Source organism: Phreatobacter cathodiphilus (genome assembly GCF_003008515.1).
Classification (GTDB): domain Bacteria; phylum Pseudomonadota; class Alphaproteobacteria; order Rhizobiales; family Phreatobacteraceae; genus Phreatobacter; species Phreatobacter cathodiphilus.
Window position 1 is genome coordinate 535,656 of record NZ_CP027668.1, and the last position, 25,361, is coordinate 561,016.

Consider the following 25,361-nt stretch of genomic DNA (forward strand, 5'->3'; position numbering starts at 1 on the left):
GCATAGATCACACCTGCTTGGCCTTGAGACGTCTCTCCAGCGGCGGTCGTGCCAAGCTTGAAAGTGGGCCTCCTGAGCATGCCTGCATCCCGGATGTTTAGAGCAACTATGCGAGCCGGCGTCGATCTAGCCGCACGACCGATATTCCCCCCTCCCGGGGTGCCTCATGTCAGGTGCTCGGCTGTGTCTGGATGATGTGCGTTTCAGTTGGCACGCTGGATTTAGGTTCCTGTGCGTCCTCTTTAGGCTCTCACCCTACCGCAGTGACGCTCCTTTCCTTCGCCGGGCTGATGATGCGGTAAACCGAGGCCCTGCCGATGTTGAGCCGGCGGGCAATCTCGGTTGCTCCAAGGCCAGCCGCCTGCATCTCTTTGACTGCTGCCATATCGATGCTGGCAGGGCGCCCCTTGTAGACACCGGCCGCCTTGGCCTTCGCGATGCCTTCCATCTGACGTTCCCGCCGTAGGTTGGTCTCGAACTCAGCGAACACCCCCAACATGTCGAGAAACGCCTTGCCAGCGGCCGTTGAGGTGTCGATCGGCTGATCCGTGGCTCGTAGGCTGCCACCCTTAGCCCTGACCTGCCGCACGATGTCCTGGAGGTCCGCGATGGAACGGGCGAGGCGGTCAACGCGGGTGACCATGAGCACGTCCCCATGGCGCATGAAGTCGAGGATGGTTTGTAGCTCGGTCCTTCCATCCACGGTGCTCCCCGACTTCTTCTCCTGACGGATGATGTCGCAGCCGGCCTTGTTGAGGGCTTCGATCTGGATGGTCAGGTCTTGGTCAGTCGTGCTGACGCGGGCGTACCCGTAGATGGCCATGCGTATGCTCCGGTGTCTCGTTTGAATCTAGACTCGGTAGCTATGGCGTCTTGGAAATCAGACGTCAACCCAAATGGGACGCCCATGGCGTCTCGGGGTTGTGCCTCGCATGGGTATACCCCGGAGAGACAATCCCACGCTTTCTGGCACGCATGCGGATAGCGGTGTCCCCACCCGCCCAGATATCCCCCACTCAAGATAGAGCGAACGCCGAGGTTGGCCTCGCCTGTCCGTTTTGGGACCGCCTAGATCCACTAGCCAAGAGACCTACTGGCTCGCGGCTCCGCGCTCCCACTGCGTCGAAGTTTGATACCCCCCACTCAAGCTAACGGTCGTCATGCCGTGGCGGCCTTCCATCCAGTTGCTGGCCTGTCTCAACCGCCTTGGTGTCTTTCCCGAGGCTCAATAGCTGCGTCCATGTAGGCGCTAAAGGAATCCCATGTCTTCCGCCCTCAACTCCGTCATCTGCCCGAACTCCGCTCGTTCGGCCGCCGCTGTCGACATCAGCTTCTGCGATGAGTTCAGCGCCCAGAACTTCCGTAGCATGCCGGTCGGAGCGTGGGCCTTCGCCAGTCAGAAACGCGGCGCGCCCTTTGCAGTTCTTCGTCATCCTGAGGATGGATGGGTGGCGTTCGGTCTCCGCGGGACCAAGGGTCCGAGAAGCTTTAAGGAAGCTCCGCGCACGTGGTCGTTCCTGCGCTCCGCAGTTGCCGGAGAAAAGATCACCGTCGCAATGAGTCACGCCGACTGATTGCAGGCACTGCCTATCGACTTCTCCATTGAACCGCGCCTGTCCCTTAGGGGGCGGGCGCAACTCTCTGCCGTCTGACAAATCTCAGAAAGTTCACGACTATTTGCCGTGCACTCGGATGCGGTGCCCGAACGACCCGCTATGGGCGCTACTGCAACACCCACAAGTCCCGCCTTCGACGCCATGGAGACGTTGAACAAGAAGCCATCACCAAGACCGACCTCAAGCCATATCTCGACCTCATCGAACGAAGGAGACTGACCAATCCCGCCAACCCCTTCTGGACCGCCCTCCAAGAGCGCTGGAGTAGTGTCTGCAAAGACGCGGAAGCCACCATCGCCTTCCTGTCGACCAGGGCTGGCCTCAGGTCCGACCTCCAATCCGCCAAAGAGGTCCTGAGGCTGCAATCATCCTGCGACCCTCGGGCCGTCATCGACACCACCATGGCCATGTTCATGATGCTGGAGATGGAGCCTCGCCGGTTCAGGACTGATGAAGCCTTCAGTCACCAACTCGTAAGGCGGGTGAGGGGGCTGACCGAGACCAATGCAGGACGCTGGTTCGACCACCGTTCCGGCAAGGTGAAGAGAGCCTATCGCGACCTCCCACCCCGTACAGCCAGAATCATGGCCAGCATTCTCGCCAAGGCTCTCGGTGGAGGTGGTCTCACCCTCGCCAAGCTCGAAAAGCGGGACCAGGAGGACCGTCATCGGTCTCGCCATGCTCTCGCAGACGGAGCCGCGACGCTGACCTGAGCCTGACCAAAAAGCCCCCGTGATGCATCAATCTTCTGCATTGCGGGGGCGTTTCTTCCGTCCGGTCTGACCACCGGGCTGGAGCCCCTGACCATCCCCAATCCCAATCGCCCCCGTGATGCCAAAGAGAACGGCATTGCGGGGGCTTTTTCATTTCTGGACCCCTCGAATGACCATCAACTCCAACATCACCATCGACGCCCTTGAAGCCGCATTCTGGGCAGCCCTAGACCTCCAGTCTGCTGACCGTGGCCGGTCCATCACCGCCTTCGACCGTTCTGTAGCAGCCACCATTCTGGATGCTGGCAGGCAGGCCATGCAGGACCGTGCTTCCGACCACGCAATGTACCGGGTGGTCTCGGCCCCGACAGGCTCGGGAAAGTCCTCCTTCGCCTTCGGTCTCATCGCAGCGCTGGTGGAAACCCAGACGGATGCCTCGGCCGTCTTCCTCTGCCAGACCATCGACCAGAGCGAGGAGACCTACCGTGAACTCGTCAAGCTGATCGGGGCTGAAAGGCTCGCCATCTGGACGGGAGCCCATGATCGTTCTCGGACAGATGAGTGGAGCATGGCCAACTATGGGTTCGTGCCGCTGGCTCGGTTCAGCAAGGACGACCTCGACGCCTATCCCGTGATCATCGCGACCCATGCCCTCTACAAGGGTGTCGATGGCGCGAAGGCCCAGACCTTCCGCGGTGTGCCCCGGACCCTGACCATCATCGATGAGCGGCCGGATGAGGTTGCACTGTTCGACATCGATCAGGGGGATGTCCGCAAGGTCCGTGACTGGATCATGCGGGAGTTCGGTGAGGAGAGCGCAGCCTTCATCGCCGTCACCGACCTCGACAGATACCTTGAGGCGGTCTGGAACGCTCCTCGCACTGGCATGGGAAGCTACAAGGCGCTCAAGCTCTCCAGCCAGTCGTGGTTCAACTCCGTCGAGGCTGACTTCCTCGGTCGGAATGATGAGGTGGAGGAGGTGGTCCGCAATGTCATCGGGTTCGCCCGGGCGCTTGCCACCGGCTACGCCTTCATGTCCCGCTTCGACAGTCCGAAGGGCGGCTGCTTCGTGGGTTACCGGCTTGCCATGCCGGTGGTTCCGGGGACAGTGCTGCTGGATGCCACAAGCGACATCGACGGGGTCACCCCGCTGGTGTCGTGGCGGAGCCAGGTGCCTTCGCCGAAGGTGTCCTTCGACAACCTCACGGTGACCCTCCTAGCTCCTCCAAGGCTCGGCAAAGGGCGCGGGAGGAACATCAAGGACATCACTCGGAGCGCGAAGACGGCCGAGCCCTATGCCGCGTGGATCAAGGAGACTGTCATCGCGAGGACTGAGCCAGGAGAAAGCGTTCTGGTCATCGCCCATAAGGCGCTCTTCGACCATCGCTACCTGCCCGGAAATGACAGCTTCGGTGATGATGCTGTTGTCTGGCAGGGCCGGAAGGTCGCCTTCAGCCACTGGGGGACTGGCATTGGATCAAACCGCTGGAAGCACGCCACCAGCGTCTTCCTGTTCGGTGAGTTCTATGCACCCCGCCGGGTGTTCGTCGGCCAGTACCACGGGCTCGTGGACCAGCCCGCCAGCACATCGGCCTTGGCCTCCATCAGGGGACCTCGGACGAACCATAAGCACTTCAAGGCGCTGGAGGAAGGCCACCTCCTGCGCTGGATGAAGCAACTCGCCATGCGCGGCAACGCCCGCAACATCTCCGAAGAAGGGGTGTGCGGTCGGCAGAGGCTGTTCATCACGACGGACTTCGACCGCTTTTTGCGCCATCGGGCCAACCTGTTTCCGGGGGCGGAGCTTGTGATCGACCCGTCGGTGATGGGTGGCGAGACCAAGGCCCGGGGCGCTGAGGCTATCGCTGCTCTCCTGCTGTCCACTGATGACGACCTGCTCACGTCAGTCCAGGTGATGGAGCGTACAGGCGTCGACCTTGGCAAGCATGGGGCCCGTCTCATGGCGAGCCCCGCTCTGCAGGTGGCTATGCGGGACGCCGGTTGGTCGTTCAACCCCGGTCGGGGCAGGGGCAACACAAGCAACTTCGCTCGCCTCGGCTGACGGCCGCGCCCGCATCTCCCTTTCACAACAACAACGGCCGCGCTGGCAGACCCGCCAGCGTGGTCCTCATCATTTCAAAGGAACCATCATGACCATTCACATCATCGCTCCGCCGCTGCCGCAGACGCCTCATATCGTTGTCGCGACCGACGGCGCATGTCTTGGCAACCCCGGACCCGGAGGCTGGGCTTTCGTCTATGCCGGCGGAGGGCAGCAGGCCCAAAGGTCCGGCCACGAGGCCGACACCACCAACAATCGTATGGAAGCCCGCGCAATCATCGAGGCGCTGATGCACCTTCCGCCTGGCGAGCGTGCCTGCATCCTGTCCGACAGCGAGCTGACCGTGAAGGGGCTCAACGAATGGCGGCAGGGGTGGAAGGCTCGTTGCTGGAGGAAGTCGAACGGAAAGCCGGTAGCCAACCGCGACCTCTGGCTCCGGCTAGATGAACTCGCGTCGGTCATGGGTGACGCTGTGAGCTTCCATTGGGTGCGGGGACATGCAGGCCATCCGCTTAACGAGGAGGCTGACGGGCTGGCCAACGCTGCAGCCGCAGAGGCGGCGGTGTTGGCGCTCTAGAGTAACTCAGAGGCAAAGGCGCCCGTCTTTCATCAGAGGGTGGGCACTTTTGTCGCTCATTTTTGTGCTGGAGGAGAGGGCGTTAGCGGACGCTGGTGGGACATATCCATCGTGCCATGCCAAAACGTTTTGGCAATTGGGTGTGTCCTGTTAATAGTTGGAAGGCGCTGTCGCTGTCGCCGAAGGACATGGACTTCATGGAGGCCAAGCACGGCGCCGCCCGCGAGATCGCACTCGCCTTCGGCGTGCCGCCGCTGGTCCTCGGCATTCCGGGCGACGCCACCTACGCCAATTACCAGGAGGCCAACCGCGCCTTCCACCGCGACACGGCTCTGCCGCTCGCCAGGCGGATCATCGGCGCGCTGACCGGCTGGCTGGTACCGGAGGGAACGCTCCACGCGACCCCCGACGAGGACGCCATCGGCGCCCTCCACGCCGAACGCGAGAGCCTGTGGCGGCGCATCGGCGCGGCGGGGTTCCTGTCGGACGGCGAGAAGCGCGAGGCGCTGGGTTATCCGCGGGAGCGGCCGGCGGTGTGAGTGGGACGGAAGTGGGCGGTACGCATGCCCCTCACCCTTCCCTCTCCCCGCCCGCGGGGAGAGGGGGCAACAGCGTCGCGGCTCGTCGGCAACGTCGGTGCTTGGCATCCTCGTCTTCAAAGAGGCCCGTCGTCGAAGTCCCCCTCTCCCCGCCTGCGGGGAGAGGGAAGGGTGAGGGGCAAGGGACTGCTTCATCCACCCCCCGAAAGGACCGCCATGCTGCCCCAGGGTGCCGAACCGGTCGTGCGCGCCTTCGTCGAGCGCGCCGACATCGCGGCGCTCTCACTGTTCATGTGGGCCGCCGTCACGACGGGGCTCCTCGTCTGGACGCTCAAGGAACTCGCAGCCGCCAACCGCCGCTTCGACGCCTTCGTGCGCGAGCTCGCCCGCTTCAACGAGCGGGCCGGCCGCCGCCGGTCGCATGACGGGGAGGAGGCATGATCCCTCTCGTCTCGGATGCCGTTGACCGCCCGTTGACCCTGTCGCCAAGGCCGCGGCCGGCCTTAACGCCCCGCCAAGGACGGCACGGCCAGCATGGGCCGCGCGCAGGGAGCCCGCCGTCATGCTGCCGAGAGCCTTCCTCCTCTTCATGGTGCCGATCGCCGGCCTCGCCGTGCTGCGGCCCGACGCTTTCGAGACGCTGCTCGGCTTCGCCGTCCATCGCGCCCCGCCGGCCGCCACCGCCACCCCCGCCGCCGTCCCGGCCGGCGGCAACGGCGGCTATCCGGCCAAGCGCCTCTATGCCGGCCGCGACGGCCATGTCCGCGCCCGCGCCCGGGCCGACGGCCGCGCCTTCGACGTGCTGGTCGACACCGGCGCCACCATCGTCGCCTTGACCTGGGCGACCGGCCTCGATCTCGGCCTCGTCCGGCCGGGCATGGCCATGGACGCGCCCATGCAGACGGCCAACGGCCGCGTCATGGGCAAGCGCGTCACCATTCCGCGCCTCGAGGTGGAGGGGCTCGCCGTCGCCGCCGTCGACGCCGTGGTGCTGCCGCAGGGCGCGCTGGCGGTGAACCTCCTCGGCATGAGCTACCTGTCGAAGCTGCGCCGTTTCGAATTCGCCCAGAACACCCTGCTTCTGGAGCAATAGCCGCCCTCCCGCGGGAGGGCATTCCGCGGGACATCGCCATGATCCAGACCCTTCTCCACCGGCTGCGGCCGGAACGGACGCCCACGCCCGCCGTCGACCCGATCCGCCGCTTCGTCGAGACGCTCGCCAGGCTCGAGGAGCGCCGCCCGCCGCCGCCGCGGGGCGGGGGCGGGCGCATCAGCGCCCTCGATCTCGTCGCCGCGCCCTTTGCCCGTTCGCCGCGGAGCCCGTCATGAGCCCCGCCACGGCCTATCCCCCGGCGCGGCTCGACCCCGTGACCGGCATCTTCACCGGCTACGCCTCACTCTTCGGCATTCCCGACGCGCAGAACGACGTGGTCGAGCGCGGCGCCTTCTCGGCCTCGCTGCTGCGCCGCGGCACTGCCGGCATCCGCATGCTGTGGCAGCACGACCCGGCCGAGCCCATCGGCACCTGGCTGTCTCTCGCGGAGGACCCGGTCGGCCTGCGCGTCACCGGTCGGCTGGTGACCCTCACCGCGCGGGGCCGCGAGGCACGCGACCTGCTCGCGGCCGGCGCCGTCGACGGCCTCTCCATCGGCTTCAAGGCGGTGCGCGCCGAGCGCCGCCGCCGCGACGGACCGCGACGGCTCATCGAGGTCGATCTCTGGGAGGTCTCGGTCGTCACCTTCCCGGCGCTCGCCGGGGCGCGGGTGACGCGGGTCGCGGCCTGACCCGAACCATCTGCCACTGGTCACCTCCCTGAGCCCCGCCTTCGCGCGGGGTTTTTTGCGTTTCTCCACCCCCAAGACCCCGAGGACCCCATGCCCGAGATCCACTGCGACGCCTCCCCCGAGATCAAGACCATCCTGCCGCACGAGGCGCAGGTGACCCATCATGAGGTCATGCGCCTGTTCGAGACCTTCAAGGAGGCCAACGACACCCGCCTCGCCGAGATCGAGCGGCGCGCGAGCGACGTCCTCACCGAGGAGAAGCTTGCCCGCCTCGACAGGGCGCTCGACGAGCGGCTCGCCCGCCTCGACCGCCTGGCGCTGGAGGCGCGCCGGCCGGCCCTCGCCCCCGAGCGTCGTGACGGACGGGCCGGCGCCAGCGAGCACAAGGCCGCCTTCGAGGCCTATATCCGCTCCGGCGAGACCACCGGCCTCAGGACGCTGGAGACCCGCGCCCTGTCGGTCGGCTCGGGCCCCGACGGCGGCTATCTCGCCCCGCCGGAGATCGAGGCGACGGTGACGCAGCGCCTTTCGGCGCTCTCGCCGATCCGCGCCATCGCCGGCATCCGCCAGGTGTCGGGCGCCACCTTCAAGCGGCCCTTCGCCCGCACCGGCCCGGCCACCGGTTGGGTCGGCGAGGCGGCGGCGCGCGCGCAGACCGACAGTCCCGTGCTCGCCGAGCAGGTCTTCCCGGCCATGGAGCTCTACGCCATGCCGGCGGCGACCCAGACCCTCATCGACGACGCGGCGGTGGATATCGAGAGCTGGATCGCCGGCGAGGTCGAGACCGTCTTCGCCGAGCAGGAGGGTGCCGCCTTCGTCTCCGGCAACGGCGTCAACAAGCCGACCGGCTTCCTCACCCAGACCCTCGTCGCCAACGGCGCCTGGGAATGGGGCAAGATCGGCTTCACCGTGACCGGCGAGGCCGCCGCCTTCCCCGAGGACGACCCGGCCGACGTGCTCTTCGACCTGATCTATGCGCTGAAGGCGGGGTTCCGGCAGAACGGCCGCTTCGTCATGAACCGCAAGACCCAGGCGGTGGTGCGCAAGATGAAGGACGGCTCGGGCGCCTATGTCTGGTCGCCGCCGGCCCAGGCCGGCGGGGCGGCCGGCCTCTTCACCTTCCCCGTCACCGAGGCCGAGGACATGCCGGACATCGGCGCCGGCACCACGCCCATCGCCTTCGGCGACTTCCGCCGCGGCTATCTCGTGGTCGACCGGCTCGGCCTGCGCATCCTGCGCGACCCCTATTCGGCCAAGCCCTACGTGCTGTTCTACACGACCAAGCGCGTCGGCGGCGGGGTGGCGGACTACGACGCCATCAAGCTCCTGAAGGTGGCGGCGAGCTGATCCGGCATCGGCCGGACTGATCCGGCCCGGCAGGCCGGCTAGGCTTTAAGGCCTCGGCCTGCCGGAGGCTGCCATGCTTATCGGGACGCGGGTTCTGACGCTGACGACGGCCACCGGCGACCTGCCGGTGCCGGTGAGCATCTTCGTGCCTGCCGAGGAGGGCGGCGCTTGGCAGTGCCGCTACGAGATCGGCTGGCCGGATGCGCTCCGGGAGAGTGCTGCCTCAGGGTTCGACGCGTTGCAGGCGCTGCATCTGGCGATGCAGAAGATCGCCGTCGAACTCTACGCGAGTGTGACGCCCATCGGGAGGGTCGCCTGTCGTGGCCGGGGCAGGGCGCCGGCTACGGCTTCCCGATGCCCAAGGGCGGCCGCGACCTCCTCGTCGGATACGACAAGGAATTCGACGCCTGACAGCCTCAGTTCCCGCCGCGGTCGATCCGTGCCCAGGGCGGCAGGCCCTGCCGCTCGGGAGCGCGCGGCGGAGGAAGGGTGGCGACGCGGGGATTGGCGGGCGCGCGGCTCTCGCCGGTCGCCACCGCCCCGCGGATCCAGGACGCGATGGGCACCACCGGCATGGCCACCGTCAGCGAGCCGCAGCCCCGCGTCTCCGGCGGCCCGGAGACGAGGCTGACGACGCCGACGACGCTGCCGCCGGCGAGCGCCGGCCCGCCGGAATCGCCCTGGCAGGCCGAGGGGCCGAAGCCGCGAGCGAGCATCTGCATGTCGCCGAGGGCCGTATAGCCGGAGGGCGAGCGCTGCAGCACCGGCAGGGTCACCCGCCGGAGCTGGCCGGCGCTCCTCATGCTGTCGAGCTGCTGGCGGCCGAAGCCGGCGATGGTGACGCGGCTGCCCGGGGCGGGATCCCGCCCGCCGATCCGCGCCGGCGCGAAACCGGCCGGCGGCAGGTCGCGCATGGTCAGCACCGCGACGTCGATGGGCGCCGTCGCGCCCGTCGGGCCACGCACGCCCGGATGACCCGCGGCGGCGACCACCGGCGTCAGGGCGATGATGCGGCCCTGGCGGATGAAGGCGACGACCGCGAGCCGGGCGCCGGCGACGCAATGGGCGGCGGTCAGCACGCTGCGCCGGCCGATCAGCGTGCCGGTGCAGCCGTTGGCGTCGCCCGTGACGATCAGCACCGAGGAGCGGGCGAGGGCATCGCCCGGTCCGACGGCACTGCCGCCGATGATCGCCCCGGCCGGCGTCGCGGCGAGGCCGGCCGCCAGTGCGGCGCCGGCCAGAAGCGAACGTGCGGGAGACAGGACACGCATCAGGAACCTCCAAGGCCGCGAACGGCTTCCTCGATCCAACGCCGGTGGGGGGCGACGGGCACCGTGCCCGTCAGGGCGCCGCAGCGGGCGGCGCCGCGCCCGGTCGTCCAGCTCACGATACCCGATACGACGGGACGCCCCGCTTCGGATGCATAGACGGGCCCGCCGGAATCGCCCGTACAGGCGCCGAGCGCCGCCCCCGCCGGCCCGGTGAGCCGCACCTGGTAGGTCGAGGGGCGCCCGGTGACCGTCAGGGCGGCCGAGCGCAGGGTGCCGGCGCTGCGCGCGTCGCCCTCCGCCGAGGGGCCGAAGCCGACCAGCCGGATCGGCGCGCCGGCCGCAGGCAGGGCGCCGCCGGCGAGCGCCGCCGGCCGGCGGCCGTGGCCGATGGGCTGCGCCGTGCGGATCACCGCGAGGTCCACCGCCGTGCGCCGCGCCTGCCAGTCGGCGCGGCGGTAGGCCGGATGCACGCGACGGTCGACGATCTCGTTGATCAGCGGCTGCCGCCCGGGGCCGAAGATGAGAATGGCGATGCGGCCGGCGCCCTCGACGCAGTGGGCGGCGGTCAGCACCAGCCTGTCGCCCAGCACCGCGCCGGTGCAGAAGCCCTGGCCGCCCGTGATGATCACCGTCTGGGCGGCGACAGGGTCGCCGTCCGCGACCGGCGCACCGCCGATCACCGCCGCAGCCGGCGTCGCACCGGCGAGAGCGAGCGCCGCCAGCGCCCGGAAAGTCCAATGCACGTCGTCACCTCGGTTCGGGGTCGGGTCCGAGAAGGCCCGTGCCCGTCGCCCGTGTCAACACGAAGGCGGCGGGCGGCGACCACACGCCGTCGTGAACCGCGACGCCCGTCACCGCCACGCATCACCAGCACCCGCGAGGCCCCGATGAGCCTGATCCTCACCTCCCCCCCGGCCGCCGAGCCGCTCTCCCTCGCCGAGCTCAAGGCTTTCCTGCGGGTCGACGGCACCGAGGAGGACGGGCTGATCGGCTCGGTCGCGAGTGCCGCCCGAGCCCATCTCGAGGCGATGACGGGGCGCGCCTTCGTCACCCAGGGCTGGCGCATCCTGCGCGACGCCTGGCCGCCGACGGGGCTCCTCGCCCTGCCGCTCGGGCCGGTGCAGAGCCTCGACGCCGTCACCGTCACCACGGCGGAGGGTGCGGTTTCCGTGCCCACCGACCGCTTCCGCCTCGACGGCACCGCCGTGCCGCCGCGTCTCGCCTGGCGGGTGGGGGAGGTGCCGCAGCCCGCCCCGCGGCTCGCCGGCATCGCGCTCGACGTCACGGCCGGCTTCGGCCCGCCGGAGGACGTGCCGGCACCGCTCCTGCAGGCGCTGCGGCTCCTCGCCGCCTACTGGTTCGAGAACCGCTCGCTGGTCACCGTCGGTCACGAGGTCGCGGTCATGCCGCGCATGGTCCAAGACCTCGTCGCCCCCTTCGTCGCGCGGAGGGTGGCATGAACCCTGGAGCCTTCCGCCACCGCCTCTATGTCGAGGCGCCCTACGAGCTGCCGGACGGCGCCGGCGGCGTCACCCGCGCCTACGAGACCCTCGCCCTCGTCTGGGGGCTGATCGAACCGCTCGGCGGCACCGAGGCGATGAGCCAGGAGCGCCTCGCCCAGCGGCTCACCCACCGCATCACCATCCGGGCCTTCACCGGCCTGACGGGCGCCCACCGGCTTCGCAAGGGCGCCCGGATCTTCGAGATCCGCGCCATCCGCGAGGACCTGCCGGCGCGTCGCCTCATGACCCTTCACTGCGAGGAGATCGCCCCATGAAGCCCTCCGTCACCGTCGCCTTTGGCGGCCTCTCCGCCGATGCCCGCCTGCCGGGCTGGACGACGCCCTTTCTCGTCCGCCTCGCCGACCGGTTCCGGGTCGAGGCCGCCAATGGCGGGCCGCCGGTGCGCCTCGTCCGCCGCGACGGCGGCGGCCTGGCCCTCGTCGACGCCGCTGACGAGGCTTTCGCCCGCGAGTTCGGCACGCAGGGCCGGCCCGCCGCGCCGCGGCTGGGGCCCGCCGCCGACCGCGTCCGCGCAGGGAGCCTGTGATGGCTCCCGCCTCGCTCGCCCTCCGCCGGGCGCTGCGCGACGGGCTTCTCGCCCACGCCCCGCTGGTCGCGGCCCTCGGCGGGCCGAAGATCTGGGACGAACCGCCGCGCGACGCCGCCTTTCCCTATGTGACGCTCGGCGAGGCCCGCGTCACCGACTGGTCGACCGGCTCGTCCTCCGGCCACGAACATGCCCTCACCTTGCACGTCTGGTCGCGCCAGGGCGGCCAGACCGAGGCGCAGGTGGTGGCGGGCGAGATCGTCGCTGCGCTCGAGCAGGTGCCGCTCAGCCCCGCCGGCCACCGCCTCGTCAACCTGCGCTTCGCCACCGCCGACATCCGCCGCGAGGACGATGGCCGCACCTTCCACGGCGTGGTCCGCTTCCGCGCGGTCACCGAGCCGGGGTGAGGACAACGAGGCGCCGCTCACCCTAACCCTCTGCCCGCCAGCGGGGAGAGGGAAGGGACGGGCATCGCCTGTCGCTCCCCGCCAACGCCGACCAACCCACAAGGAGATCGCCATGGCCGCCCAGAAGGGGAAGGACCTGCTCGTCAAGATCGCCGACGGCGCCGGCTTCGTCACCGTCGCGGGCCTGCGCTCGCGCCAGCTTCGCTTCAACGCCGAGACCGTCGACGTCACCCATGCCGAGAGCGCCGGGCGCTGGCGCGAGCTCCTCGGCGGCACCGGCGTCAAGCGCGCCGCCGTTTCCGGCTCCGGCATCTTCCGCGACGAGGCCTCCGACGCGCTGATGCGCCAGGTCTTCTTCGACGGGGCGGTGCGCGACTTCCAGGTCGTCGTGCCGGATTTCGGCACCGTCGAGGGCGCCTTCCAGATCACCGCGCTGGAATTTGCCGGCAACCACAACGGCGAGGTCACCTACGACCTGGCGCTGGAGAGCGCCGGCCCGCTCGCCTTCACCGCCGCCTGAGCCGAGGGAGAAAACCCATGCCCAATGCGAGACGCGGCGAGATCGAGGCCGAGATCGGCGGCAGCCGCCGCCGCCTGGTGCTGACCCTGGGGGCCCTCGCCGAGCTCGAGGCCCATTTCGAGGCGGGCGACCTCGTCGAGCTCGCCGAGCGCTTCGGCACCGGCCGGCTGGCGGCGCGCGACCTCGTCGCCGTCATCGCCGCAGGCCTGCGCGGCGCCGGCGAGACCATCACCGACCACGAGGTGTCGCGCCTCGCGGTCGCCGGCGGCGCCGCCGCCTATGCGCGCATCGTCTCCGACCTGCTCACCGCCACCTTCGGGGGCGGGGAGCCTGTTCCGGCCGCCGCAGGGGAGGGAGGGCAGGCGGCGCCCGGCGGCCCTTTCGCCGGTCCGCCGAGCCCCTTCCCTGGGACGAGGTGATGCGCCTCGCCCTCGGCGTCGTCGGCTGGACGCCCGCGGCCTTCTGGGGCGCGACCCCGCGCGAGCTCGCCGCCGCCATCGAGGGCCGGCTCGGGCGGACGGGCGGTGCGGTGGACCGCCCGACCCTCGACCGGCTGATGGCCGCCTATCCGGACTGAGGAGTTTCCCATGACCACCGTCGACACGCTTTCCGTCGAGATCACCGCCGACACCTCCGCCTTCCGCCGCGAGATCGGCGAGGCCGACAAGCTGGCGCGCGGCTTCGGCACCTCCATGAGCCGCGCCTTCGCCAATGCGGTGGTGAAGGGCCAGGATCTCGGCTCGGTGATCTCGACCCTCGGCCAGCAGCTCTCGGCCATGGCCCTGCGCGCGGCGATCCGCCCCGTCACGGACGGGCTCTTCTCGTCGTTCCAGGACCTGCTGATGGGCTTTCGCGGGCTCGGCGCCGGCGTCACCGCGGAGGCGGGGCCGCTCTCCGGCCTGGTGCCCATGGCACGGGGCGGCGTCATCGCCGCGCCGACCTATTTTCCCATGCCGGGCGGACGCACCGGCCTGATGGGCGAGAGCGGCGCGGAGGCGGTGATGCCGCTCGCCCGCACCGCCGACGGACGGCTCGGCGTCGCCGCCGGCGGGGCCGGCGGGCGCCCCGCGGTGGTGGTCAACGTCACCGCCACGGATGCGGCGAGCTTCCGCCGCTCCGAGGCCGAGGTGACCGCCATGCTCGCGAGGGCCGTGGCGCGCGGGCGCCGCGGCCTGTGACGGCTCAGGCCGCCTTCTCCATCACCGCGACGATCTCGTCGAGCAGGTGCAGGCGCTCCTTCTTCAGCTCCTCCGCGGCGTCGTCGGAGGCCGGCGCCACCTGGGCGTCGATGCGGTGAATCTCGCGATTGACGGCGTGATAGCGGTCAGCGAGCCGGGCGAAATGGGCATCCGTCTGCTTCAGTTTCGAGATCAGCCCCGCCTTCTCGGGGAATTCGGCGGCGAGTTCGTGGGGGGTGTGGCTCACGCGATGGGTCTCCTGTTGCGTTCGCCGCACCATCGCCCGGCGCACCGCCGCCGGCCTTGTTCAGGATCAAGCGGAGACCCGCCATGCAGGCCTTTCACGAGGTGACCTTCCCGCTCGACGTGGCGCTCGGCGCCTCCGGCGGCCCGGAGCGGCGCACCGACGTCGTCCTGCTCGGCTCGGGCCGCGAGGAGCGCAACGCCCGCTGGGCACATTCACGCCGCCGCTACGACGCCGGCTATGGGGTGAAGAGCCTCGCCGGCCTGCAGGCGGTGGTCGCCTTCTTCGAGGAGCGGCGCGGCCGCCTCCACGGCTTCCGCTTCCGCGACCGGCTGGATCACGCCTCCTCCCAGCCCGGCGCGGCGCCGTCCCCCGCCGATCAGCCGATCGGCACGGGCGACGGCGAGACGTCGGGATTCGCCCTCGCCAAGACCTACGGCCTCGGCCCCGGTGCCTATGTCAGGCCCATCGCCAAGCCGGTGGCCGGCACGGTGCGGGTGGCGGTGGCCGGCGTCGAGACGGCGGCGTTCACGCTCGATGCGACGACCGGGCTGGTGACGCTCGCCGCCCCGCCCCCCGACGGCGCGGCCGTGACGGCGGGCTTCCTCTTCGACGTGCCCGTGCGCTTCGACACCGACCGGCTCGACGTCAACCTCACCTCCTTCGCGGCGGGGGAGATCCCCTCCATCCCGCTGGTCGAGATCAGGGTGTGAACCATGCGCGCCATTCCTCCCGCCCTGCAGGCTCGCCTCGACGCCGGCTGCACCACCCTCGCCACATGCTGGATCCTCCGGCGCCGCGACGGGGTGGTCCTCGGCTTCACCGATCATGACGGCGACCTCGTCGTCGCCGGCGTCACCTGCCGGGCCGCCAGCGGCTTCGACGCCACCGCGGCCGCCGAGAAGCTGGGCTTCGCCGCCGGCACCGCCGAGATCGCCGGCGCCCTGGTGGACGAGGCCGTCTCCGCCGCCGACATCCGCGCCGGGCGCTATGACGGCGCCAGGGTCGAGGTCCATTGCGTCGACTGGACCGATCCGGCGCTCGCCGTTCTGTTGCGGGTGATGATGCTCGGCGCCGTCACCCGCGAGGGGCCCGCCTTCCGCGCCGAGCTCCGCTCGCTCGCCGCCGCCCTCGACGTCGAGCGCGGCCGGCTGTTCACACCGCGCTGCGGAGCCGATCTCGGCGATGCCCGCTGCGGCGTCGACCTCGCCGCGCCCGGCCGCTACGGCGCCGGAACCGTGGTCCGCCTGGCCGAAGAGGCGCCCGTCATCGCCGGCCTTGCCGGGCTCTCGGCGGACGACCTCGTCGGCGGCCGGCTCACCGTCGCGAGCGGGGCGGCCGCGGGCTTCGCCGTCGAGATCGCCGCGGCGACGGTGGTGACCGACGGGATGAAGCTCACCCTCTGGCAGATGCCGCCGGAAGCGCTCGCCGTCGATGACGCCGTCGCCGTCACCGTCGGCTGCGACAAGGCCTTCGCCACCTGCCGCGACCGCTTCGCCAATGCCGCCAACTTCCGCGGCTTCCCGCATATGCCGGGGATCGACCGCATCGTCTCCGTGCCGCTGCCCGGCGAGGGCGGCCACGACGGGGCGGTGTCGGGGCGGTAGCCCCGTCGCATCGGCCCCTCACCCCGACCCTCTCCCCGCAGGCGGAGAGAGGGGGACTTCGACGTCCTGTCCGCCTCTCTCCATGGCCCGTCAGGCTCCACGTCACCTCTCCCCGCCGGGGTGAGGTGAAGCGGCAACGTCTCTGCGCCCGCTTCAGACGCGCGGTCAGAGGGCGGAGGGCGAGGGTCGTCTCGTGTTCCCGCGCCCAGCCCAGCCCACGACACCCCGGATCACCCCATGCCGACACGCTCCGCCATCGTCGCCGCCGCGCGCGGCTGGCTCGGCACGCCCTACCGCCACCAGGCCTCCCTCCATGGCATCGGCTGCGACTGCCTCGGCCTCGTCCGCGGGGTCTGGCGGCAGGTGATCGGCCCGGAACCGGTCTTCGTGCCGCCCTACACGCCCGACTGGGCTGAGGCCCACGGCCACGAGACGCTGGCGGAAGCCGCGCGGCGCCACCTCGTCGAGGTGGATGCGGGGGAGGCGCGGCCCGGCGACGTCGTCCTGTTCCGCTGGCGCGACGGCTTTCCCGCCAAGCACTGCGCCATCCTCACGGGGCCGACGACGCTGATCCACGCCCATGACGGCGCGGCGGTGGCCGAGATCGTCTTCCAGCCCTGGTGGCGCCGACGCCTCGCCTACGCCTTCGCCTTTCCGCACCTCGCGCCGGAGACCGCCTGATGGCCGCCCTCGTCCTCTCGCTTGCCGGCGCCACGCTCGGCGGCAGTTTCGGCGCCGCCGGCGTCGTGGCCGGCCGCCTCGCCGGGGCGCTGGCCGGCGCTGTGATCGACCGGGCCCTGTTTGGCGCCCGCCCGCCGGACGGGCCGCGGCTGAAGGATCTCGACGTCCTCTCTTCCACCGAGGGCGCGCCGATCCCGCGCGTCTACGGGCGCATGCGCGTCGCCGGCCAGGTCGTCTGGGCGACGAAGCTGACTGAACAGGCCGCCGGCGGCGGCAAGGGGGCCTCGCGCGGGCGCAGCTACAGCTACACCGCCAATTTCGCCGTCGGGCTCTGCGAGGGGCCGATCGCGGGCGTCGGCCGCATCTGGGCCGACGGCAAGGAGCTCGACCAGGCGGGGCTGACCATCCGCGTCCACCGCGGCACCGAGGACCAGCCGGCCGATCCGCTCATCGTCGCCAAGGAGGGCGCCGGCGATACGCCGGCCTATCGCGGCCTGGCCTACGTGGTCTTCGAGAATCTGCCGCTGGACGATTTCGGCAGCCGCATCCCGCAGCTCACCTGCGAGGTGATCCGGCCGGTCGGGGCGCTGGAGGAGATGGTCCGCGCCCTCGTCGTCATCCCCGGCGCCACCGAATTCGGCTACGAACCGGCGGTCCACGTTCGCGACTACGGCTACGGCCGCTCGGCGCCCGAGACGCGCCACACGACCCGCGACGGCTCCGATTTCACCGTGGCGCTGGACGAGGCGCAGGCGCTCTGCCCGAACCTCGAATCGGTCTCTCTGGTGGTGGCCTGGTTCGGCGACGACCTCCGGGCGGGCCGGTGCACCATCCGTCCCGCCGTGGAGCGGCGCGACAAGGAGGTTGCGGGCCTCGTCTGGGAGGCGGCCGGCGAGACGCGCGCCACCGCCCGGCTGGTCAGCGAAGTGGACGGACGCCCGTCCTATGGCGGCTCGCCCTCCGATGCCACGGTCGTCCGCGCCATCCGCGACCTCGGCGCGCGCGGGCTGAAGGTGACGCTGATCCCCTTCGTCATGATGGACGTGCCGGCGGAGAACGCGCTGCCCGATCCCTGGACCGGGGCCGACGGCCAGCCGCCGCACCCCTGGCGCGGCCGCATCACCTGCACCCCGGCGCCCGGCCGTCCAGGGTCCACCGACGGCGCCGCGGCGGCGGCGGAGGAGGTGGCGGACTTCCTCGGCACGGCGGCTGCGTCCGACTTCACCGTGGCCGGTGACGCGGTCGCCTATGCCGGCCCGGAAGAGTGGCGCTATCGCCGCTTCGTCCTGCACCTCGCCGCCCTCGCCAAGGCCGCCGGCGGCGTCGACGCCTTCCTCCTGGGCTCCGAGATGGTGGGTCTGACGCGGGTGCGCGGCGCCGCCGGCCATCCCTTCGTCCAGGGGCTCGCCGATCTTGCCGGAGAGGTGAGGGCGCTGCTGCCCGACGCCATCCTCTCCTATGCCGCCGACTGGACCGAATATGGCGGCCAGGCCCGCGGCGTCGACCTCGACTTCCCCCTCGACCCGCTCTGGGCCCATGCGGACATCGGCGCGGTCGGCATCGACTGGTACGCCCCGCTCGCCGACCGGCGCGACGACACGCCGGGCACGCCCTACGGCGTCGCGGCACTGGCGGAAGGCTTTGCCGGCGGCGAGGGCTTCGACTGGTACTATGCCTCCGACCTCGACCGCGCCGCCGGAACCCGCACGCCGATCACCGACGGGCTCGGCAAGCCCTGGGTCTTCCGCCAGAAGGACCTCGTTTCCTGGTGGTCGGAGGAGCACCGGCCGCGCCTCGGCGGCGTCGAGACGGCGCCGACCGCCTGGGTGCCCCGGTCGAAGCCGGTCTGGCTCACCGAACTCGGCTTTCCCGCCGTCGACCGCGGCGCCAACCGCCCCTCGGTCTTCCCCGACCCGAAGTCGAGCGAGAGCGGCCTGCCGCCCTTCTCCTCCGGCGACCGCGACGACCTGATCCAGCGCCGCGCCCTGGAGGCCGTGCTCTCCCGCCTCGACCCGGCCTTCGGCGGCACGGCGGAAGCGAACCCCGTCTCGCCGGCCTATGGCGGGCCCATGGTCGACCCGGCGCGCATCGCGCTCTGGGCTTTCGACGCCCGGCCCTGGCCGGCTTTTCCGCGCGCCGGCGACGTCTGGGCCGACGGCGCCAACTGGGAGACCGGCCACTGGCTCAACGGCCGGCTCGGCTCGGCCCCGGTCGGCGACCTCATGCGGGCCGTTCTCGGCGAGTACGGCGTCGCCGCCGTCGAGGCGGGAGAGGTGGAGGGTGTGCTCGACGGTTTCTCCATCGACCGGCCGATGAGCGCCCGCGACGCGCTGGAGGGCATCGCCCGCGCCTTCGGCGTCGAGGCGGTGGAACGCGGCGAGGGTCTCGTCCTGCTGGGCCGCGCCGGGCCGCCGGTGGCGAGCCTCGAAGCGGATGGCCTGGTCGACGAGGAGGAGCGCCATCCGCTCTCGGTGACGCGCTCCGAGACGGCCGACCTGCCGGCGGAGCTCTCCATCGCCTTCGCCGAGACCGACGCCGACTTCCGCGCCACCGCCGTCACCAGCCGGCGCATCGTCGGCGGGGCGGACCGCGTCTCGGGCCTGTCGCTGTCGGCAGCCGCCGACCCCGGCGAGATGGCGCTGCGCGGCGAGGCGCTGCTGCACCGGCTCTGGGCCGCCCGCGATAAGGCGACCTTCGCCCTGCCGCCCTCGGCGCTGCGCCTCGAACCCGGGGACGCCGTCACCATGTCCGGTCAGGAGGGCCCCGCCGCGTTCCGCCTCACCACCCTCGAGGGTGGCCTGATGCGCCGCGCCGAGGCCGAGAGCTTGGCCCCGCCGGTCCGGGCGCGGCGGCCGCGATCGGCGCGGCGCGGCTATGAGGGGCCGGCGGCAACCGGCGCGCCGGCCGTCGCCATCCTCGCCCTGCCGCCGCTGACCGAGGCCGAACCGGTACCGCTAGCCTTCTGCGCCGTCAGCGCCGATCCCTGGCGCGGTCCCTACACGGTCTGGCGCGGCGGCGAGGGCCTCGGTGACGAGGCCGTCGGCACGCTGCAGCGACCCTCGCTGATGGGCCGCACCCTGACCGCGCTCGCCGCCGGCGATCCCTGGCGCTGGGACCGCCACGCCTCCGTCACGGTGGAACTCGTCACCGGGGCGCTCGCCGGCCAGCCGGAGGCGGCGGTGCTCGGCGGCGCCAACGGTCTGGCGCTTCGCCATCCCGCCGGCGGCTGGGAGGTGCTGCAGTTCCGCGACGCGGCCCTGGTGGCCGAGCGGAGTTGGGTGCTCTCCCGGCTCATCCGCGGCCAGCGCGGCACCGAGCATCTCACCGGTCCCGTGCCGGCGGGGGCAAGCGTCGTCCTGCTCGACGGGCCGCTGGTGTCCCTCGGCAGCGGGCTCGACCTCGTGGGACGGCCCTTCCGCTGGCGCATCGGCTCCTCCGTCCTGCTCGCCGCCGATCCCGCCATGGCCGAGGTGGAGGCCGCCGCCGACATGACCGCGCTCACCCCCTTCGCGCCGGTGCATGCGAGGGCGCGGCGCGAGGCGGCGGGAATCCGCATCTCATGGGCCCGCCGCACCCGCCTCGGCGGCGACGGCTGGGACATGGCGGAGGTCGGCCTCGGCGAGGCGGCCGAACGCTATCGCCTCACCATCCGCGCCGCCGACGGGGCGCCGATCCGCGACGTGGAGACCACGGCGCCGTCCCACCTCTACCCCGCCGCCGACGAGGCCGCCGATTTCGGCGCGCCGCAGTCGGTCCTCCGCCTCACCGTCGCGCAGGTCTCGGCGGTGGCCGGACCCGGCCATCCGCTCGACGCCGTCCTCGCCGTCTGACCGCCGACGCTTCACCTTCACCCCAGCACAGGAGCCGCATATGTCCGACCTCTCCACCCTCAAGCCGATCCTCGCCAGCCGCACCGTCTGGTCGAGCCTCGTCGGCCTCTTCTGCCTCCTCGCCTCCGTCTTCGGTGTCGAGACCCAGCTCATCGACCAGGGCGCGCTCACCGAGGCGCTGCTCCAGGCCGCCACCGGCGTGAGCTTCGCCGGCGCCATCGTCTTCCGGGTGATGGCCAGCACGAAGCTGACACGGTGACGCGCTCACGCCATCCTGAACAGCCATTCATCCGGGGTTCAGACCGCGCCACTAGCGTGACCGGCTCATCGGCCTGCGACAGTCCCTCATGCCCCTTGCACGCACATCCGCGCTCGCGTTCGCCCTGGCGGTTTCCGCCGGGCCGGCGCTCGCGCAGATGGCGTGCCTGTCGCCGGCCGAGCGGCGCTCCGCCATCGCCGACGGCCAGGCCATCCCGCTCTCCCAGGCGCAGCGCGCGCTGCGCGCCGAGCATCGCGGCGAGGTCATCAATGCGCGGCTCTGCCGTGCCGGCAACCAGCTCGTCTACCTGCTGACAGTCGTCGCCCGCCATGGCAAGGTCGTGCGCGTGCGCATCGACGCGACGAACGGTCAGATCGTCCAGGTGCGCTAGCCTTCGGGCCAGATTTCAGGAGACCTTCCCTTGCGCCTGCTCGTCGTCGAGGACGATCCGGATCTCAACCGGCAGATCACCACCGCTTTGACCGATGCCGGCTATGTCGTCGACAGGGCCTTCGACGGCGAGGAGGGCTACTATCTCGGCGACAGCGAGCCCTACGACGCCGTCGTGCTCGACATCGGCCTGCCGAAGATGGACGGCATCTCCGTGCTCGAGCAGTGGCGCCGCTCCGGCCGCACCATGCCGGTGCTGATTCTCACCGCCCGCGACCGCTGGTCCGACAAGGTGCAGGGCTTCGACGCCGGCGCCGACGACTATGTCGCCAAGCCTTTCCACATGGAGGAGGTGCTGGCCCGCCTGCGCGCCCTGCTGCGCCGCGTCGCCGGCCAGGCCACCAACGATTTCAACTGCGGCCCGGTGCGCCTCGACGCCCGCGCCGGCCGTGTCACCGTCGACGGCAATCCGGTGAAGCTGACCTCGCACGAGTACCGCCTGCTGGCCTATCTCATGCACCAGCAGGGCAAGGTCGTCTCGCGGACGGAGCTGGTCGAGCACATCTACGATCAGGATTTCGATCGCGATTCCAACACGATCGAGGTCTTCATCGGCCGTCTGCGCAAGAAGCTCGGCGTCGAGGTGATCCAGACGGTGAGGGGCCTCGGTTATATCCTCCAGCCGCCGACGCAGCCCGCCGCGAGCCCCTGACGTGGCCGCCGCGCCCCGCGCGCCGTCGCTGGCGCGGCGCCTCTTCCTCCTCGCGCTCACTTTCGCGGTGGTGCTGCTGACCGTCACCGGCATCGTCCTGGCGGCCGTCAACCGCACGGCCGTCGAGCGCGGCTTCGACCGCCGCATCCAGGTCTATGTGAAGCTGCTCATCGCCGACATCGCGGGCGCGGTGGACGACACCTCCATCGTCATCGGCGCCAATCTCGGCGAGCCGCTGTTCGAACTGCCGCAATCCGGCTGGTACTGGCAGATCCTGCGCACCGATGCGGGCCGCAACGAGGTGCGCGCCTCGCGCTCCCTCTTCGACGGGCGGCTGCCGACCCTCGGCCCGGAGGCCGCCGCCGACGGGCCCACCCGCTCGCGCGAGGGCTATATCGAGGCGCCGAACGGCGTTCGCCTGCGCGCCGTCGAGCGGGTCGTCGAGCTCGGCGAGGACGGCGACTTCACCATCGTCGTCGCCGGCCCGGCCGACGACATCCTATCGACCGTGCGCGGCTTCAACCTCATCCTCGTGGCGACCTTGATCATGCTCGCCGTCGGCATGGGCGTCTCGGCCCTCCTGCAGGTGCGCGTCGGCCTCGCGCCGCTGCAGCGCCTCGTCGGCGGGCTCACCGCCATCCGTGCCGGCGAACAGGAGCACCTGGAGGGCGACTTTCCCGTCGAGATCGCGCCGCTGGCGCGCGAGGTCAACGCGCTGATCGATTCCAATCGCGAGATCGTCGAGCGCTCGCGCACCCATGTCGGCAATCTCGCCCACGCCCTGAAGACGCCGCTCTCGGTCATCCAGAACGAGGCCGCCGGCCGCGACGACGCCCTCGCCCTCAAGGTCGCCGAGCAGACGCAGGTCATGCGCGACCAGGTCAACCACCACCTCGACCGGGCGCGCGCCGCGGCCCGCGCCCGCGTCGCCACCACCGTGGTGCCGGTGGCCGACGTCGTCGGCAGCCTCGCCCGCACCATGCAGAAGGTCCATCGCGACCGCGACCTCGAGGTGGCCTGCGCCGTGCCGCAGGAGGTGATGTTCCGCGGCGAGCGCAACGATCTCGAGGAAATGGTCGGCAATCTCGTCGACAACGCCTGCAAATGGGCCAGCGGCCGGGTCGTCGTCACCGCCGAGCGCGAACAGAGCCCGACCTCGGCCGACCGCGCCTTCTTCTCCATCACCGTGGACGACGACGGCCCGGGCCTGACGCCCGAGGAACGCGAGTCGGTCGGCCGGCGCGGCCGCCGCCTCGACGAGACCAAGCCGGGCTCCGGCCTCGGCCTGTCCATCGTCGCCGAGCTTGCCGGCCTCTACGAGGGGAGCCTGCGCCTCGACGCCGCCCCGACCGGGGGCCTGAGGGCGGTGCTGCGGCTTCCGGCGGTGTGAGGGGGCGTCGCCGCCACCTCACCTCCTGGATCCCCTTCCCCTCTCCCCGGCGGTATCGCGCCCGCTTTTTGCCGCATTCGGCTGGACATTGGCGCCGTCCTCATCCCGCCGGCCCGAGCCGGCATCAAACGGGTTCCATCCATGCGCCTCCGTCTCGTCGCCGCCACCGTCCTGATCGGCCTCACCGTCGCCGGCTGCGAAACCCGCGAGCAGTCGGGCACCGCCGTCGGCGCCGTGGCCGGCGCCCTCATCGGCTCGCAGTTCGGCGGTGGCCCGGGCGAGCGCCTCGCCGCCGGTCTCGCCGGCGCCGCCATCGGCGGCCTGATCGGCAATGCCATCGGCCGCGACCTCGACGCCCAGGACCGCCAGCGGGCCTACGAGGCCGAGCGCGTCGTCTGGGTCGAGGGCCGCCGCTCCGAATGGCGCTCGGAGAAGGCCTACGGCTATGTCGAGCCGGGCCGCACCTATTACCGCGGCGCCGCCTATTGCCGCGAATACACCCACACGATCTATGTCGGCGGCCGGCCGCAGACCGCCGTGGGCACCGCCTGCCGCAACCCGGACGGGAGCTGGACGCCGGTCGGCTGAGCCGCACGGCCACCACTTCTTAACGTCGGCGGGTTACTTTCGGGCACGATGACCGAGGCCGCCGTCAACCGACCGGACAGCGTCGCCGCTCCCTCGTCCATGGAGCGGTTGCGCGCCTATCTGTCCGCGCTCCCCGACTCCGCCAAACAGCTCCTCTCCAGCGAGATCGCCAAGGCGAAAGCGCGAGGCGAGGAGGTGCCCGGCGGCGACATGATCGTCGCTGCCCTCGGTCTCGCACCGGCCCCGGCCGCGCCGGCCAAGATGCCGCCTGCCGAAGAGGCCCGGCGCGAGGATGCCGCACCGCGCCTGCTGTTCCGCCCGCTCGAGCCCTTCCTCATCGACGAGCGGCTGGAGACCAAGGTGCGCGGCCGCATCATGCGTGCCTCGCTGCCGGCGATCTGGACCTTCCTGAAGCGTGACCTCAAGCCCGACGAGGCGGCCGCGCTGGAGCAGGTCTGCCGCCGGGCGGAGGTCGACGGCGACGAGGTGCCGGTCGCCGCCGCCATCGCCGATTTCCTGCCGAAATTCAGCGTGGCCGCCTATGCCGCGCTGGAACAGGCCGGTTCCGGCGAGCTGGAGCGCAAGCGCCTCAACGTGCGCCTCGGCGACGAGCGGGTGCGCGAGGACCTCGCCGACGTGCTGGCGGTCCTCAACGACGCCCCCGTGATCGCCTCGGTGGTGGCGAAGGCGCCCTCCTCCATCAAGAATCTCGCGGACGAGGGGCTGGCCAACGCCCGCGCCATGCTCGACCCACTGGCGGCCTCGCGGCCCGGGCTCCTGCCGTTCAGCCTCGCCCTTCTCCAGGCCCGGCTGGTGCAGCGCGCCCAGCTCGTGCGCCTCGCCGTTCTCGCCGCCGACAGCGACGAGCCGAGCAAGATCGCCGCCAGCCCCTACCGCGCCGCCGTCGACCTCGTCATCGGCGACATCGAGCGGGCCACCCAGAAAGTATCGCGGGCGATCAAGGAGGGGCGGGGCGACCGCGCCGCCGCCGGCATCAAGGAATTTCATGATTCCGTCCGCTCCCTTCGCACCGACATGAGCCTGACTGGAGACGGCCCCTGGCAGCGGCGGGTCGCCAAGCTCAGAGCCGATCTCGCCGCTCTGCTCTCGGCCGAGATCGAGGGCATTCCCGGCGAAGTGCGCCGCCTCATCCGGCCGCGCCAGCGCACCGACCAGCCCATGCAGCCGATCACCGAAGAGGTGGTGGGCGAGGTGGAGGCGCGCCTCGATCTCCTCAACACCTGCCGCAGCCACGCCTCGGAGATCGCGCTGAACGAGCTGACGACCCGCGTCTTCTCCGAGATCCAGGGCTATCTCGACCCGACCCTGACGCAGCTCATGGAGAACATCCGCTCCGCGCCGGACGTCGACCGCGCCCTCAAGATCAGCCAGATCGAGGCCGCGGTGCGCTTCTCGGCCCGCATCTTCGGCGCCAGCTACGCGCAACTGCTGCAGAAGGCCGCCGACGTCGCCATCAACAGCGGCAAGGCCTCCGGGCGCTGATCGCGGCGCGTTTGCGCGACATCAAACCTTCCGGAGCGCGACAACCTGAGCGTTGTCCCCCAGGGACGGGTGCTTTATTTAGCATCGTTCGAGG

Annotated in this window: 31 protein-coding genes and 2 pseudogenes; 29 read left to right on the forward strand and 4 right to left on the reverse strand. The window is 71.1% G+C overall.

Annotation, left to right across the window (positions count from 1 at the left end):
• Positions 1-250 precede the first annotated feature (250 nt).
• Complete coding sequence (locus C6569_RS02655) at positions 251-823, reverse strand: recombinase family protein (RefSeq protein ID WP_106747381.1); 573 nt, start codon at positions 821-823, stop codon at positions 251-253.
• 439 nt (positions 824-1,262) lie between these two features.
• Between C6569_RS02655 and C6569_RS21650 the strand changes: the two genes are divergently transcribed.
• The 11 genes and pseudogenes from C6569_RS21650 to C6569_RS22490 all read left to right on the forward strand — a co-directional run.
• Complete coding sequence (locus C6569_RS21650) at positions 1,263-1,574, forward strand: hypothetical protein (protein WP_146144720.1); 312 nt, start codon at positions 1,263-1,265, stop codon at positions 1,572-1,574.
• Between the two features lie 443 nt (positions 1,575-2,017).
• Positions 2,018-2,329 carry a hypothetical protein gene (locus tag C6569_RS22135; protein ID WP_245898218.1) on the forward strand — a complete coding sequence of 104 codons (312 nt, stop codon included), beginning with the start codon at positions 2,018-2,020 and terminating at the stop codon, positions 2,327-2,329.
• A gap of 169 nt (positions 2,330-2,498) precedes the next feature.
• On the forward strand, positions 2,499-4,391 hold the full coding sequence (locus C6569_RS02665) for a DEAD/DEAH box helicase family protein (RefSeq protein WP_106747383.1): 1,893 nt from the start codon (positions 2,499-2,501) through the stop codon (positions 4,389-4,391).
• A gap of 88 nt (positions 4,392-4,479) precedes the next feature.
• Positions 4,480-4,968, forward strand: coding sequence for a ribonuclease H family protein (locus C6569_RS02670; protein ID WP_106747384.1), 489 nt, complete (start codon positions 4,480-4,482; stop codon positions 4,966-4,968).
• A gap of 158 nt (positions 4,969-5,126) precedes the next feature.
• A pseudogene (locus C6569_RS02675) lies at positions 5,127-5,507 on the forward strand (phage portal protein); the annotation flags it as partial.
• A gap of 216 nt (positions 5,508-5,723) precedes the next feature.
• The gene (locus C6569_RS02680) at positions 5,724-5,948 is read left to right on the forward strand and encodes a hypothetical protein (RefSeq protein WP_106747386.1); all 225 of its coding nucleotides are present in this window, start codon (positions 5,724-5,726) and stop codon (positions 5,946-5,948) included.
• 121 nt (positions 5,949-6,069) lie between these two features.
• Positions 6,070-6,600, forward strand: coding sequence for a retropepsin-like aspartic protease family protein (locus C6569_RS02685; RefSeq protein ID WP_106747387.1), 531 nt, complete (start codon positions 6,070-6,072; stop codon positions 6,598-6,600).
• 38 nt (positions 6,601-6,638) lie between these two features.
• Positions 6,639-6,836: a hypothetical protein gene (locus C6569_RS02690; RefSeq protein ID WP_106747388.1), complete on the forward strand. Its 198-nt coding sequence runs from the start codon at positions 6,639-6,641 to the stop codon at positions 6,834-6,836.
• Positions 6,833-7,291 (forward strand): HK97 family phage prohead protease, encoded by a 459-nt coding sequence (locus C6569_RS02695; RefSeq protein WP_425440695.1) that lies wholly within the window; start codon positions 6,833-6,835, stop codon positions 7,289-7,291. Before C6569_RS02690 ends, C6569_RS02695 begins: the two co-directional genes overlap by 4 nt.
• 90 nt (positions 7,292-7,381) lie before the next feature.
• Positions 7,382-8,638, forward strand: a complete 1,257-nt coding sequence (locus C6569_RS02700; RefSeq protein WP_106747389.1) for a phage major capsid protein — start codon at positions 7,382-7,384, stop codon at positions 8,636-8,638.
• 73 nt (positions 8,639-8,711) lie between these two features.
• Positions 8,712-8,873: pseudogene (locus tag C6569_RS22490) on the forward strand (DUF6968 family protein); the annotation flags it as partial.
• A gap of 181 nt (positions 8,874-9,054) precedes the next feature.
• On the opposite strand, the gene C6569_RS02705 reads toward C6569_RS22490, so the two are convergent.
• Both C6569_RS02705 and C6569_RS02710 read right to left on the reverse strand, forming a co-directional pair.
• Positions 9,055-9,909, reverse strand: coding sequence for a trypsin-like serine protease (locus tag C6569_RS02705; RefSeq protein ID WP_106747390.1), 855 nt, complete (start codon positions 9,907-9,909; stop codon positions 9,055-9,057).
• Entirely contained in the window at positions 9,909-10,652 is a 744-nt protein-coding gene (locus C6569_RS02710; RefSeq protein WP_106747391.1) for a S1 family peptidase, read from the reverse strand. The genes C6569_RS02705 and C6569_RS02710 overlap by 1 nt, the downstream gene beginning before the upstream one ends.
• 144 nt (positions 10,653-10,796) lie before the next feature.
• On the opposite strand from C6569_RS02710, the gene C6569_RS02715 reads away from it, so the two are divergent.
• The 8 genes from C6569_RS02715 to C6569_RS02750 all read left to right on the forward strand — a co-directional run bounded on the left by C6569_RS02715 (position 10,797) and on the right by C6569_RS02750 (position 14,063).
• Positions 10,797-11,369: a head-tail connector protein gene (locus C6569_RS02715; RefSeq protein ID WP_181313883.1), complete on the forward strand. Its 573-nt coding sequence runs from the start codon at positions 10,797-10,799 to the stop codon at positions 11,367-11,369.
• Positions 11,366-11,686: a head-tail adaptor protein gene (locus C6569_RS02720; protein WP_106747393.1), complete on the forward strand. Its 321-nt coding sequence runs from the start codon at positions 11,366-11,368 to the stop codon at positions 11,684-11,686. The genes C6569_RS02715 and C6569_RS02720 overlap by 4 nt, the downstream gene beginning before the upstream one ends.
• On the forward strand, positions 11,683-11,958 hold the full coding sequence (locus C6569_RS02725; RefSeq protein WP_106747394.1) for a hypothetical protein: 276 nt from the start codon (positions 11,683-11,685) through the stop codon (positions 11,956-11,958). The genes C6569_RS02720 and C6569_RS02725 overlap by 4 nt, the downstream gene beginning before the upstream one ends.
• Complete coding sequence (locus C6569_RS02730; RefSeq protein WP_106747395.1) at positions 11,958-12,365, forward strand: DUF3168 domain-containing protein; 408 nt, start codon at positions 11,958-11,960, stop codon at positions 12,363-12,365. Before C6569_RS02725 ends, C6569_RS02730 begins: the two co-directional genes overlap by 1 nt.
• A 112-nt stretch (positions 12,366-12,477) precedes the next feature.
• Positions 12,478-12,885 (forward strand): phage major tail protein, TP901-1 family, encoded by a 408-nt coding sequence (locus C6569_RS02735; protein ID WP_106747396.1) that lies wholly within the window; start codon positions 12,478-12,480, stop codon positions 12,883-12,885.
• A gap of 17 nt (positions 12,886-12,902) precedes the next feature.
• Positions 12,903-13,304, forward strand: a complete 402-nt coding sequence (locus C6569_RS02740) for a gene transfer agent family protein (protein WP_106747397.1) — start codon at positions 12,903-12,905, stop codon at positions 13,302-13,304.
• Complete coding sequence (locus tag C6569_RS02745; RefSeq protein ID WP_106747398.1) at positions 13,304-13,462, forward strand: phage tail assembly chaperone; 159 nt, start codon at positions 13,304-13,306, stop codon at positions 13,460-13,462. Before C6569_RS02740 ends, C6569_RS02745 begins: the two co-directional genes overlap by 1 nt.
• Before the next feature lie 10 nt (positions 13,463-13,472).
• Positions 13,473-14,063, forward strand: a complete 591-nt coding sequence (locus C6569_RS02750; protein ID WP_106747399.1) for a phage tail tape measure protein — start codon at positions 13,473-13,475, stop codon at positions 14,061-14,063.
• 4 nt (positions 14,064-14,067) lie between these two features.
• Here the strand turns inward: C6569_RS02750 and C6569_RS02755 are convergent, their stop codons facing one another.
• Positions 14,068-14,310 carry an HP1242/YdcH family protein gene (locus C6569_RS02755; RefSeq protein WP_106747400.1) on the reverse strand — a complete coding sequence of 81 codons (243 nt, stop codon included), beginning with the start codon at positions 14,308-14,310 and terminating at the stop codon, positions 14,068-14,070.
• Between the two features lie 83 nt (positions 14,311-14,393).
• Here C6569_RS02755 and C6569_RS02760 point away from each other — a divergent pair, with 83 nt between their 5' ends.
• The 10 genes from C6569_RS02760 (at position 14,394) to C6569_RS02805 (ending at position 25,267) form a co-directional block, all read left to right on the forward strand.
• A complete protein-coding gene (locus C6569_RS02760) occupies positions 14,394-15,020 on the forward strand; it encodes a DUF2460 domain-containing protein (protein WP_106747401.1) in 627 nt (208 codons plus the stop codon).
• Positions 15,021-15,023: 3 nt separating this feature from the next.
• Entirely contained in the window at positions 15,024-15,914 is an 891-nt protein-coding gene (locus tag C6569_RS02765; RefSeq protein ID WP_106747402.1) for a DUF2163 domain-containing protein, read from the forward strand.
• 237 nt (positions 15,915-16,151) lie between these two features.
• Positions 16,152-16,595 (forward strand): DUF6950 family protein, encoded by a 444-nt coding sequence (locus tag C6569_RS02770; RefSeq protein WP_106747403.1) that lies wholly within the window; start codon positions 16,152-16,154, stop codon positions 16,593-16,595.
• Complete coding sequence (locus C6569_RS02775; protein ID WP_106747404.1) at positions 16,595-20,425, forward strand: baseplate multidomain protein megatron; 3,831 nt, start codon at positions 16,595-16,597, stop codon at positions 20,423-20,425. The genes C6569_RS02770 and C6569_RS02775 overlap by 1 nt, the downstream gene beginning before the upstream one ends.
• Positions 20,426-20,465: 40 nt before the next feature.
• Positions 20,466-20,684 carry a hypothetical protein gene (locus C6569_RS02780; protein ID WP_106747405.1) on the forward strand — a complete coding sequence of 73 codons (219 nt, stop codon included), beginning with the start codon at positions 20,466-20,468 and terminating at the stop codon, positions 20,682-20,684.
• Positions 20,685-20,772: 88 nt separating this feature from the next.
• Positions 20,773-21,075, forward strand: a complete 303-nt coding sequence (locus tag C6569_RS02785; protein WP_106747406.1) for a PepSY domain-containing protein — start codon at positions 20,773-20,775, stop codon at positions 21,073-21,075.
• A 30-nt stretch (positions 21,076-21,105) separates the two neighbouring features.
• Positions 21,106-21,786, forward strand: coding sequence for a response regulator transcription factor (locus C6569_RS02790; protein ID WP_106747407.1), 681 nt, complete (start codon positions 21,106-21,108; stop codon positions 21,784-21,786).
• Between the two features lies 1 nt (position 21,787).
• On the forward strand, positions 21,788-23,176 hold the full coding sequence (locus C6569_RS02795) for an ATP-binding protein (RefSeq protein WP_106747408.1): 1,389 nt from the start codon (positions 21,788-21,790) through the stop codon (positions 23,174-23,176).
• A gap of 141 nt (positions 23,177-23,317) precedes the next feature.
• Entirely contained in the window at positions 23,318-23,764 is a 447-nt protein-coding gene (locus tag C6569_RS02800) for a glycine zipper 2TM domain-containing protein (protein ID WP_106747409.1), read from the forward strand.
• 48 nt (positions 23,765-23,812) lie between these two features.
• Complete coding sequence (locus C6569_RS02805; RefSeq protein ID WP_146144721.1) at positions 23,813-25,267, forward strand: hypothetical protein; 1,455 nt, start codon at positions 23,813-23,815, stop codon at positions 25,265-25,267.
• Positions 25,268-25,361 lie beyond the last annotated feature (94 nt).

Coding starts and splice junctions, on each gene's coding strand:
- C6569_RS02655 (WP_106747381.1), bottom strand. CDS start 823: ATGGCCATCTACGGGTACGCCCGCGTCAGCACGACTGACCAAGACCTG.
- C6569_RS21650 (WP_146144720.1), top strand. CDS start 1,263: ATGTCTTCCGCCCTCAACTCCGTCATCTGCCCGAACTCCGCTCGTTCG.
- C6569_RS22135 (WP_245898218.1), top strand. CDS start 2,018: ATGGCCATGTTCATGATGCTGGAGATGGAGCCTCGCCGGTTCAGGACT.
- C6569_RS02665 (WP_106747383.1), top strand. CDS start 2,499: ATGACCATCAACTCCAACATCACCATCGACGCCCTTGAAGCCGCATTC.
- C6569_RS02670 (WP_106747384.1), top strand. CDS start 4,480: ATGACCATTCACATCATCGCTCCGCCGCTGCCGCAGACGCCTCATATC.
- C6569_RS02680 (WP_106747386.1), top strand. CDS start 5,724: ATGCTGCCCCAGGGTGCCGAACCGGTCGTGCGCGCCTTCGTCGAGCGC.
- C6569_RS02685 (WP_106747387.1), top strand. CDS start 6,070: ATGCTGCCGAGAGCCTTCCTCCTCTTCATGGTGCCGATCGCCGGCCTC.
- C6569_RS02690 (WP_106747388.1), top strand. CDS start 6,639: ATGATCCAGACCCTTCTCCACCGGCTGCGGCCGGAACGGACGCCCACG.
- C6569_RS02695 (WP_425440695.1), top strand. CDS start 6,833: ATGAGCCCCGCCACGGCCTATCCCCCGGCGCGGCTCGACCCCGTGACC.
- C6569_RS02700 (WP_106747389.1), top strand. CDS start 7,382: ATGCCCGAGATCCACTGCGACGCCTCCCCCGAGATCAAGACCATCCTG.
- C6569_RS02705 (WP_106747390.1), bottom strand. CDS start 9,909: ATGCGTGTCCTGTCTCCCGCACGTTCGCTTCTGGCCGGCGCCGCACTG.
- C6569_RS02715 (WP_181313883.1), top strand. CDS start 10,797: ATGAGCCTGATCCTCACCTCCCCCCCGGCCGCCGAGCCGCTCTCCCTC.
- C6569_RS02720 (WP_106747393.1), top strand. CDS start 11,366: ATGAACCCTGGAGCCTTCCGCCACCGCCTCTATGTCGAGGCGCCCTAC.
- C6569_RS02725 (WP_106747394.1), top strand. CDS start 11,683: ATGAAGCCCTCCGTCACCGTCGCCTTTGGCGGCCTCTCCGCCGATGCC.
- C6569_RS02730 (WP_106747395.1), top strand. CDS start 11,958: ATGGCTCCCGCCTCGCTCGCCCTCCGCCGGGCGCTGCGCGACGGGCTT.
- C6569_RS02735 (WP_106747396.1), top strand. CDS start 12,478: ATGGCCGCCCAGAAGGGGAAGGACCTGCTCGTCAAGATCGCCGACGGC.
- C6569_RS02740 (WP_106747397.1), top strand. CDS start 12,903: ATGCCCAATGCGAGACGCGGCGAGATCGAGGCCGAGATCGGCGGCAGC.
- C6569_RS02745 (WP_106747398.1), top strand. CDS start 13,304: ATGCGCCTCGCCCTCGGCGTCGTCGGCTGGACGCCCGCGGCCTTCTGG.
- C6569_RS02750 (WP_106747399.1), top strand. CDS start 13,473: ATGACCACCGTCGACACGCTTTCCGTCGAGATCACCGCCGACACCTCC.
- C6569_RS02760 (WP_106747401.1), top strand. CDS start 14,394: ATGCAGGCCTTTCACGAGGTGACCTTCCCGCTCGACGTGGCGCTCGGC.
- C6569_RS02765 (WP_106747402.1), top strand. CDS start 15,024: ATGCGCGCCATTCCTCCCGCCCTGCAGGCTCGCCTCGACGCCGGCTGC.
- C6569_RS02770 (WP_106747403.1), top strand. CDS start 16,152: ATGCCGACACGCTCCGCCATCGTCGCCGCCGCGCGCGGCTGGCTCGGC.
- C6569_RS02775 (WP_106747404.1), top strand. CDS start 16,595: ATGGCCGCCCTCGTCCTCTCGCTTGCCGGCGCCACGCTCGGCGGCAGT.
- C6569_RS02780 (WP_106747405.1), top strand. CDS start 20,466: ATGTCCGACCTCTCCACCCTCAAGCCGATCCTCGCCAGCCGCACCGTC.
- C6569_RS02785 (WP_106747406.1), top strand. CDS start 20,773: ATGCCCCTTGCACGCACATCCGCGCTCGCGTTCGCCCTGGCGGTTTCC.
- C6569_RS02800 (WP_106747409.1), top strand. CDS start 23,318: ATGCGCCTCCGTCTCGTCGCCGCCACCGTCCTGATCGGCCTCACCGTC.
- C6569_RS02805 (WP_146144721.1), top strand. CDS start 23,813: ATGACCGAGGCCGCCGTCAACCGACCGGACAGCGTCGCCGCTCCCTCG.